Here is an 8840-nt window from a genome sequence, read left to right as displayed (position 1 = left end):
CTGTTTTCCCGTATTCTTTTTTTAGTGTAAAAAAGTGAACCGGATAGGAAAAAATGTGACAATTTGGCACAAAATATTAAAAAATATGTGGTATAATATGACATTTTAACAAGAATGTTACATTTTTATTTCGACAGATTGACTCTTGATGTCAAGGATGTTACAATTTTATTTGTATCATGGAATCATGAAATATGAAAAAGGAGATCCTATAAATGAAGGATATTTTCAATAGACGCCAACGCTTTTCTTTACGAAAATATAGCATTGGGGTTTGTTCTGTTCTCTTAGGAACAGCGCTCTTTGCTGCAGGAGCTCAATCTGCGTCAGCGGATGAGGCAACAGCAGCCTCTGAATCTGCGGGAACAGCAGCTTCAGAAGCAGCACAACCTGCTACAACAGAGTCAAGTCAAGCAGAAGCACCAGCTGCTTCTAAGGCATACGGGGAAGGGGGATCAGTTCCCAAAATTGACCTTTCTGGGACTGCTGCTGCAACTTCAGAAACACCAGCTCCAGCAACTGAAAAAGCTGAAGTAGCTAAAACACCAGCTGCTACAGAAAAACAGGTAGCGCCAGCTGAAACTAAAAAAACTGAAGAAGCTTCAAAACCACTAAACGTTGGTTCATTGCCAGAAATCGTTCTACCAACAGCGAAAATGGCAGAAACCAGCTCTAAACCAGCTTCTACCACAGTTTCTACTACAGCACAACCTACTGCAACACGTGCTGCAGCAGGTGAAAGCTCAGAAAGAGCAGCTGCAAGAGAAGAAGCAACTACACCAGCTGCAACAACTACTTTTTCAGCAACTGTAAGTTCAGCAGCTCCAATCACTGGTACGGGAGCAGCTGCACAAGCAGAAAGAGCAGAAAGTACAGATGCTGCTGCGGCTGTAGCAAACGCTGCTACAGAACGTACAAATGCAGGAGCTTTAGCAGTAAGTAGTCGTCGTCGTAGCCGTCGTGCTGCTACAGACCACAATAACGAGCCAGTTGCTGTAGCAACTTTCTTAAAAGACGGTGAAGTTGCTACACCTGATATGACGGATCCTAACGGTGCAAGTGTTCGTTCACAAACAGTACCATCAGGATATGCTGCTAAAGAAGGCGATGTCTATACATACAGTATCGTAGACCTTACTCGCTTTAACGAACGTTACAATACAAACTACTACACACGTGCGTATAAGAGATTTGATAACTCTACCGATACAACGGTTGAATTGATCGATAAAACGACTGGTAATGTAGTAGAAACTAGAACCATTACAGCTTCAAGCGGTATTCAAAAATTCACAACTACCAAGGCAGCCTCTAGGGGAGAATTAACTTGGCAAGTTGATTATGATAAAGGTTTAGGTGCTGGACCTGGTAAAACGGACCAACCATTTATTCAATTTGGATATGAAGTTGGGGCAAGTATCCAAGCATTAGTAGCACCTGGACATAACCTAACTCCCGATGAGAAAAAATTATACGATGATGTTTATGCAGCTCGTACATCAACAGATATCATTAACGTTGTAGAACCAGCTTATAATGGTCGTACGATTACAGATACTAATGCTAAAATACCAGAAGCAATTAATAAAACAACTTATTATAAAGTAGTTGATAAAAACAATCCTACATTCAATGCAAATAAAACTGACGTAACAGTTCAAGACTATAAAGAAAATGGTAATGAAGTAGACTTAGCTAGATATACAACTAAAGCTATGGAAGGTCAAAACTTCACAGCATCTGGAGAACGCCAATTTGATGGATATAAATTGTATCAAGCAGCTGATGCAAATGATCAATCAGGTTATGTAAGTCGCCCTTACAAAGTTGGTACAAAATTCATGGACGCTGAGCGTGCAGGAATTAAACGGATCAAAGAAATCGTAGGGGAAGATGGAACTGTAGTTGTTCGCGTTTATCTTCTAGATCCAAAACAACAAAGCAAACGTTCTGATGGTACCTTGAGCACTGACGGCTACATGTTGCTAGCAGAAACCAAACCGATTAAACCTGGTGATTATAACAAACAAGAATTAAATGTTAAGAAATCACCTCTTAACACCATTCCTTTCACAGATAGCAAAGGTGTAACCTATGCAAATGGTAAGGAAGTTCCATTTGACTTCCAAAAAGCTGCTGGATATACACCATATAAAACGGTATTCGTACCATTCTTAGGGGATAACATCGGTCACCTTTCTCCAAACGAACAATTGGTTCGTGGAGTAAATGGTATCGGTACCAACGTTGACTTGCTCAACTCTTTGACACCGTATAAACAACCAATCTATTACTATGTGAAACAAGAGCCTGTAACAGTCACTCCTGAAGTTGAAAAACAATTGGAAGGACGTGTACTTGTTGATGGTGAATTTAGCTTCAAGATTAAAGAAAAGAAAGAAGAAAGAAAAAGTTCGCTTCCAGAAACTTCAGGACTTCCAGAAACTTCAGGACATGAAGAAACTGTAACTAATAAAAATGGTAAAGCTACATTTAGTAAGTTGACATTTAACAAAGCTGGTGTATACAAATACACAATCACTGAGCTTAAAGGATCAGATACAAACGTCGATTATGATGCAATGACTGTTACAATGACAGTTACTGTAACTGAGAAAAATGCTGCGGGTGATTTAGAAGCTTCAGTTAAATACAGTGCTGAAGGTGGATTCAAATCAAGCGCAGATGATAAAGTCTTCAACAACTACGTTGTAGCTCCAGTTAAAACTAAATTTGACTTCAGCAAGGCTCTTGCTGGTCGTGAGTTGAAAGCTGGTGAATTCAACTTTGTATTGAAAGATTCAACTGGTAAGACTCTTCAAACAAAGACAAACACTAAAGAAGGTGTAGTTGCCTTTGATGATTTGACATTTGACAATACTCAAGTTGGTACGCACAAATACACTGTAGAAGAAGTTATTCCAGAAAATAAAGAAGCTGGTATGACTTACGATACAATGAAGGCTGAAGTAACGATTAAAGTTACGAAGGAAGGTCACGTTCTTAAAGTAACTAACACTCTTCCATCAGACACAGAGTTCAACAATACCTTCACACCTGTTGCTACACAAGCTCAATTCAAGTTCACTAAGAAATTGGAAGGGAAAGAGCTCACGAAGGATGCCTTCACATTTGAATTGGTTGAAAATGGTAATGTCATCCAAACGAAGAAAAATGCGGCTGATGGAACCATCCAATTCGACGCGATTTCTTACGATAAAGAAGGTTCACACACTTATACTGTACGTGAAGTAGCTGGAACAGATACAAACATCGACTACGATGATATGAATGCAGTCGTAAAAGTTAACGTTACGAAAGATGCTGCATCTGGTGTCTTGACTGCTAAGGTTACAATGCCTGAAGATACAGAGTTTAACAACTTTGCAGTAGCTCCAGTTAAGACTCGTTTCGACTTCAGCAAAGCCCTTGCAGGCCGTGAGTTGAAAGAAGGCGAATTCAGCTTTGTATTGAAAGATTCAAATGGTAAGACTCTTCAAACCAAGACCAATACTAAACAAGGTGTTGTAGCCTTTGATGATTTGACCTTTGATAATACTCAAGTTGGTACTCACAAGTACACTGTAGAAGAAGTTATCCCAGAAAATAAAGAAACTGGCATGACTTACGACCCAATGAAAGCTGAAGTAACAATCACTGTTACTAAGGAAGGTCATGTTCTTAAAGCAACAAACACACTTCCTGCAGATACAGAGTTCAACAACACCTTCACACCTGCTGCAGCTCAAGCTCAATTCAAGTTCACTAAACGTCTTGAAGGGAAAGAGCTTACAAAGGATGCCTTCACATTCGAATTGCTTGAAAATGGCAATGTGATTCAAACCAAGAAAAATGCAGCAGATGGATCTATCACATTTGATGCAATTGAATACAACGCTGTAGGTGAACACACTTACACTGTGCGTGAAAAAGCTGGAACAGATACAAACATCGACTACGATCCAATGAACGCAGTCGTAACCGTTAATGTAACCAAAAATGCAGCTACAGGTCTCTTGAGCGCAGCTGTTACAATGCCAGAAGACACTGAGTTTAACAACTATGTGGTTTCTCCAGTTGTAACGAAATTTGACTTCACTAAGAAATTGGCTGGTCGTAAATTGGCTGCAGGCGAATTCAGCTTCGTATTGAAAGATGCTGCTGGTAACGAAGTTGAAACAGTGAAAAATGATGCTGACGGTAATGTTACCTTCTCAGAATTGTCATTTGACAATACAAAAGTTGGTACCCACACATATACTGTAGAAGAAGTGATTCCGGCAAACAAAGAATTTGGAATGACTTACGACCAAATGAAGGCTACAGTGACTGTTGAAGTTGCCAAGAACGGTCATTCATTGACAACTGTTACAAACGTGACATCAACTGGTGGTAAAGATGCCAATGGTAAGGCTACTGATGGTACTGCAGATAAAGAATTCAACAACAAAGTTACTCCTCCAGAAACTCCAAAATTCCAACCAGAAAAATTTGTCGTTTCTAAAGAGAAATATGACATCACTGGTAACAAGTTGATGGATGACGACGATGAGTTGACAAATGAGTACACTGAAACAAATGCAGATCCATATGTAGACAAGACAACTAACAACGAACCAGAAAACTTGAATACCAAGACAGTTAAACGTGGTTCTAAATTGGTTTACCAAGTATGGCTTGATACTACGAAATTTACTGAAGCTAACAACATCCAATACGTTGGTGTATCTGATACATACGATGCAGAAAAATTGGACGTTAATGCAGCGGACATCAAAGCATACGATTCAGTAACTGGTGCAGAAGTAACCAATAAATTCGACATCAAAGTTGAAAACGGCACCATCACTGCAACTTCTAAGGAAGCATTTATCAAAGACAAAGTAAACGCTCCTGTTATCGATACAACTAAGTTCGAATTTGGACGTTACTATAAATTTGATATTCCAGCAACTGTGAAAGAATCTGTTAAAGCTGGTGCTGATATTGAAAATACAGCCAACCAAACAGTTCACGTTTACAACCCAGTAAGCAAGACAGTTGAAAAACCTGAAAAACCAACACAAAAACGTGTCAACAGTGTTCCAGTTCCAGTGGAAATGAACTTCACGAAACGTTTGGAAGGTCGTGAACTTCAAAAGAACGAATTCGAATTCGTATTGAAGAAAGACGGCGTTGAAGTTGAACGCGTGAAGAATGACGCTGCTGGTAAGATCGTCTTCAAGACTCTTGAATTCGGTCGTGATGATCTTGGTAAGACATACAACTACACAGTTGAAGAAACTCCTGGTACAGATGCAACTGTCAAATACGACACAATGGTTGCTACTGTTAAAGTGGTTGTTTCACACGATGGTACAGCAAAAGCAATCGTTGCCAACGTAACAGACGCTGCTGATAAAGAATTCAACAACCGTGTAACACCTCCAGAAGAACCTAAGTTCCAACCAGAGAAATACGTTGTTTCTAAAGAAAAATACGACATCACTGGTGATAAGCTCGTTGACGATGATAGAGAGTTGGCAGACAAGTACGCAGATACAAATGCGAACCCATATGCAGACGATGCATCAAACAATGAAGCAGAAAACTTGAATACTAAGACTGTTGAACGTGGTTCTAAATTGGTTTACCAAGTATGGTTGGATACAACTAAATTTGATGCAGCTAACAAGGACAACATCCAAACAGTAGGTATTTCAGATAACTATGATGAAGCCAAATTAAATCTTAATGCGGCTGACATCAAAGCTTACGACTCTGTAACAGGTGCAGAAGTAACTGATAAATTCGATATCGCTGTCAACAACGGTGTGATCACTGCTAACTTGAAAGCTGGCTTCACTAAGTCACTTGGCGATGCAGAAAACACACAAGTGATCGACACAACTAAATTCGAATTCGGACGTTACTACAAGTTTGATATCCCAACAACAGTGAAAGACGATGTCGTAGCTGGTGCAGATATCGAAAATACTGCGGCTCAAGTTGTAAACTACTACAACCCAACGACTAAGAAAGTTGAAAAACCTGAAAAACCAACTGAAAAACGTGTCAACAATGTTCCAATCTCAGTAGAATTTAACTTCACTAAGAAATTGGAAGGTCGCGACCTTAAAGCTGGCGAATTCACATTCGAGTTGAAAGATAGCGACAATGTTGTGATCGCAACGGCAACCAACGACGCAGACGGTAACTTCAAGTTCACTCCAGTTGACTACACAAACAAAGCTGGTAAAACTGTCACTGCCCTTAAATACCAGAAGGGTCAAGAAGGTACGTACACTTACACTGTAACAGAGGTGAAAGGTACAGATTCAACTGTCACTTATGATGAAATGGCTGCAGTGGTAACTGTTAAAGTAAGTCATGATGGTACTGCGAAAGCCTTGATCACAAACGTGACAGATCCTGCCGATAAAGAGTTCAACAACCGTGTCACTCCACCAACAGAACCTAAGTTCCAACCAGAGAAATACGTTGTTTCTAAAGCGAAATTCGATATCACAGGTACGAAGCTCGTTGATGACGATTCTGAATTGACAGATAAATATGGTGAAACAAATACAAACCCATATGTCGATACAACTGCCAACAACGAAGATGAAAACTTGAATACCAAGACTGTTGAACGTGGTCAAAAACTTTACTACCAAGTATGGTTGGATACAACTAAGTTTGACGCAAACAACAAAGACAACATCCAAACAGTAGGAATCACAGATAACTACGACAAGGATAAATTGACTGTTAATGCTTCAGATATCAAGGTTTACGATTCAGTTACTGGTGCAGATGTTACGACTAAATTCGATATCTCTGATAACAATGGTGTTCTGACAGCTAACCTTAAGGATGGCTTCACTAAGTCACTTGGCGACGCTGAAAACACTCAAATCATTGACACTACTAAGTTTGAATTTGGACGCTACTATAAATTTGATATCCCAGCAACAGTGAAAGACGATGTCGTAGCTGGTGCAGATATCGAAAACAAGGCAGCACAAGTTGTTAACTACTACAACCCAGTAAGCAAGACTGTTGAAAAACCAAACAAACCAACTGAAAAACGTGTCAACAGTGTTCCAATCTCAGTAGAATTCAACTTCACTAAGAAATTGGAAGGCCGTGATCTGAAAGCTGGCGAATTCACATTCGAGTTGAAAGACAGCGACAATGTTGTGATTGCAACTGCAACCAACGATGCAGCTGGTAAGATCAAGTTTGCTCCAGTAGATTACACCAATAAAGCTGGTGAAACTGTTACTGCCCTTAAATACAAGAAGGGTCAAGAGGGTACTTACAAGTACACACTAGAAGAGGTTAAAGGAACAGACGCAACCGTAACTTATGACACAATGAAAGCTGTTGTAACAGTTGAAGTTCGTCATGATGGTACAGCGAAAGCCTTGATCACAAACGTGACAGAACCAGCTGATAAAGAATTCAATAACACAGTTCGTCCTCCAGAAGAACCTAAGTTCAATCCTGAAAAATATGTTGTTTCTGAAGCGAAATTTGATGTAACAGGTACGAAACTCGTTGATGATGACAAAGAATTGGCTAACAAGGTTGCGGATACAAACGCTAACCCATATGCGGACGATGCATCAAACAACGAAGCAGAAAACTTGAATACGAAGACTGTTAAACGTGGCGATAAGTTGGTTTACCAAGTATGGCTTGATACAACTAAATTTGACGCAGCTAACAAGGACAACATCCAATCAGTAGGAATCTCAGATGACTACGATGAGGCTAAAGTTGATGTTGATGGTTCAGCAATCAAAGCTTATGATGGTAAGACTGGTGCGGATGTAACAGCTAAATTCGATATCACTGTGAACAACGGTGTGATCACTGCAACCCTTAAAGATGGCTTCACTAAGTCACTTGGCGATGCAGAAAACACACAAGTCATCGACACATCTAAATTCGAATTCGGACGTTACTACAAGTTCGACATCCCAACAACAGTGAAAGCTGATGTACCTGGTGGTGTAGACATCGAAAATACTGCGGCTCAAGTAGTCAACTACTACAACCCAACTACTAAGAAAGTTGAAAAACCAAGCAAACCAACTGAAAAACGTGTTAACAACGTTCCAGTTGAAGTGGAATTCAACTTCACTAAACGTTTGGAAGGTCGTGAACTGAAAGCTAACGAATTCAGCTTCGTTCTTAAAGATTCAGAAGGTAAGACTCTTGAAACTGTAAGCAATGATGCGGCTGGTAACGTTAAGTTCAAAGCTCTTGAATTCAAGAAAGGCCAAGAAGGCGTACACAACTACACAGTAGAAGAAGTTAAAGGAACAGACGCAACCGTTACATACGACACCATGAAAGCGAATGTAACAGTTACAGTGAAACACGACGGAACAGCTAAGATTCTCGTAGCGACTGTAGGCAAAATTGCGGATAAAGAATTTAACAACCGTGTAACACCTCCTGAAACTCCAGAATTCAATCCAGAAAAATATGTTCTGAACGAAAAAGAATTTGATTTAACTGGAACTTCATTATTAGATGATGATAAAGAGTTGGCAGACAAGGTTGCAGATACCAATGCGAACCCATATGCGGACGATGCATCTAATAACGAAAAAGCGAATATCAATACTAAATCAGTTAAACCAGGTCAAAAACTTGTTTACCAAGTATGGTTGGATACAACTAAATTTGACGCAAACAACAAAGACCATATCCAATCAGTAGGAATCTCAGATGACTACGATGAAGCTAAATTGGAACTTGATTCTACTAAGATCAAAGCTTACGACTCAGTAACAGGCGCAGAAGTAACAGATAAATTCGATATCACTGTGAACAACGGTGTGATC

General features: G+C 39.7%; 1 protein-coding gene. It reads left to right on the top strand.

The genetic code is table 11. The features are described 5' to 3' along the window. Positions 1–215: 215 nt before the first annotated feature. Positions 216–8840, top strand: an 8625-nt coding sequence (locus tag HMPREF3002_RS00895) for a Spy0128 family protein (RefSeq protein ID WP_070664842.1), incomplete at its 3' end; no start/stop codon positions are given.

Source organism: Streptococcus sp. HMSC065E03 (assembly GCF_001815045.1).
GTDB lineage: Bacteria > Bacillota > Bacilli > Lactobacillales > Streptococcaceae > Streptococcus > Streptococcus parasanguinis_AD.
Note: the sequence above shows the minus strand (reverse complement) of the source record. Positions and strands in the feature narration are given on the sequence as shown.